This window comes from Streptomyces hygroscopicus subsp. hygroscopicus (assembly GCF_001553455.1).
Lineage (GTDB): Bacteria > Actinomycetota > Actinomycetes > Streptomycetales > Streptomycetaceae > Streptomyces > Streptomyces hygroscopicus.
Map to the genome: position 1 here is coordinate 1 of NZ_BBOX01000401.1, position 2,497 is coordinate 2,497.

A 2,497-nucleotide genomic window follows, 5' to 3' on the forward strand; every position below is an offset into this window, starting at 1 on the left:
CTGGTGTCGGAGGTGGTTGCCGGGTGGACCAGGGCCGGATGTGGTTCCCCGGCGGCCAGTGCCTCCAGTCCGGCCACCAGTTCGCGGCGGTCCTGGCCGATCACCACCGCCCGGTGGTCGAACAGCGTCCTGGACCGCAACAGCGACCAGCCCACCTCCGCAGCGTTCACCTCGGGATCGTTGACGACGTGACCGGCCAGGGCACGCGCCTGGCCCCGCAGCGCCGCGTCGTTGTGTGCGGAGATCACCCATGGCACCGGACCCGCGACGTCTGACACGGGGGCGGGCTCGATCGGCTCGCCGGCCTGCTCCAGGATGAGGTGGGCGTTCGTCCCCGAGATGCCGAACGAGGAGACGCCCGCCCGGCGTGGCCGCTCGCCCTGGGGCCATTCCCGTGCCTCGGTCAGCAGGTGGACATCGCCCGCGTTCCAGTCGACATGGGGGGTCGGTGCGTCGATGTGGAGCGAGGCGGGCAGCAGTTCATGCCGCATCGCCATCACCATCTTGATGACCCCGGCCACTCCGGCGGCGGCCTGGGTGTGGCCGATGTTGGACTTGATGGAGCCCAGCCACAGCGGACGCCCGTCCGGCCGCTCCTGGCCGTAGGTGGCCAGCAGCGCCTGGGCCTCGATCGGATCGCCGAGCGTGGTCCCGGTGCCATGCGCCTCGACCGCGTCCACCTCGGACGGCGTCAGCCGGGCGTTGGCGAGGGCCTGTCGGATCACCCGCTGCTGTGCGGGCCCGTTCGGCGCCGTGAGGCCGTTGCTGGTGCCGTCCTGGTTGACGGCGGAGCCACGGACGACGGCAAGGACCCGGTGGCCGTTGCGCCGCGCGTCCGACAGCCGCTCCAGCAGTACGAGTCCGGCGCCCTCGCCCCACACCATGCCGTCCGCCGCCGCCGCGAACGGCTTGCACCGGGCATCGGGTGCCAGCCCTCGCTGGCGGGAGAACTCGATGAACGCGCCCGGGGTGGCCATCACCGTCACCCCGCCCGCCAGCGCCAGCGAGCATTCGCCCTGTCGCAGGGCCTGGGCCGCCAGGTGCATCGCCACCAGCGAGGACGAGCACGCGGTGTCCACCGTGACCGCGGGGCCCTCCAGGCCGAACGCGTACGCCACCCGCCCTGACACCACACTGCCGATGTTGCCCGTGGCGACGTAGCCTTCGACGTCGCTCGCCGTATCGCCGGTGAGGGACAGATAGTCCTGGGACGTCACTCCGGCGAACACCCCGGTGTCGCTGCCGGCGAGCGTGTCCCGGTCGAGGCCCGCGTTCTCGAAGGTCTCCCAGGCGGTTTCGAGGAGCAGCCGCTGCTGGGGGTCCATGGCGACCGCTTCGCGCGGGCTGATGCCGAAGAACGCGGGATCGAACTCGGCCGCCCGGTACAGAAACCCGCCCTCGCGGACGTAGCTCGTCCCCGCGTGGTCGGGGTCGGGGTCGTACAGCGTGGTCAGGTCCCAGTTGCGGTCGGTGGGCATCGCCGCGATGGCATCGCGGTGGGCGATCACCAGGTCCCACAGATCGTCCGGGGAATGTGCGTCACCGGGGTAGCGGCAGGCCATGCCGACGATCGCGATCGGCTCGTCCTGGGCGACCGCGGTGGGGCTGTGAGCGGTGACGGCGGTCCGCAGGCCGGTGAGTTCGGCGCGCAGATGGGTGGCGAGCCCGTTGGGCGTGGGGTGGTCGAAGACGAGCGTGGGCGCCAGGTCGAGCCCGGTCGCGGTGGATAGCTGGTTGCGCAGCTCCACGGCGGTGAGGGAGTCGAATCCGAGCTCCTGGAACGGCTGCGTGGGCAAAATGGCGTCCGGCCCGGAATGCCCCAGGATCGACGCCGCGAGGGACTGGACGCGCTCGAGCAGGATGTGGTGCTGCTGCTCGGGGCTGCCGGCGGAGAGCCGTTGCCGGAGCGATGTGGCGGCGGAAGCGCCGGTGGACGCGTCGGCCGGTGCCTCGGCCGGATTCTCGGCGGCCGTGACCAGGTCGTCGAGCAGCGGACTGGGGCGCTGGGCGGTGAAGGCCGTCGGGAACCTCTCCCAGTCGATGTCCGCGACGGTGATCGTGGTGTCGCGGTGGTCCAGGGCGTGCTGGAGCGATGCCACGGCCAGCTCGGGGCTCAGCGGGGCCAGCCCGCGCCGGCCGTAGAACGAGAGCGCGGTCTCATCGGCGGCCATCCCCGCCTCGCCCCAGGGGCCCCAGGCGAGGCTGGTGGCGGGGAGTCCCCGGGCGCGGCGGTGCTCGGCGAGCGCGTCCAGATAGGTGTTCGCGGCGGCGTAGGCGCCTTGCCTGCTGCCGCCCCAGGCGGCGGCGCCGGACGAGAAGAGCACGAAGGCGCCGAGGCCGAGCCCCTGGGTCAGCTCATGCAGATGCGCGGCGGCCAGGGCTTTGGGCCCGAGCACATGCTGCAGGCGCTCCGGCCCCAGATCGGCGATCAGCTCGGTGTCCGACGTCCCGGCGGTGTGGATGACGGTGGTGAGGGGGTGTTCGGCGGGGATGGTGT

At 72.4% G+C, this 2,497-nt stretch carries 1 protein-coding gene; it reads right to left on the reverse strand.

From position 1 onward, the window contains the following. The coding region (locus tag AXW62_RS33385) for a type I polyketide synthase (RefSeq protein WP_159061014.1) at positions 1 to 2,497 on the reverse strand (2,497 nt) is incomplete at both ends.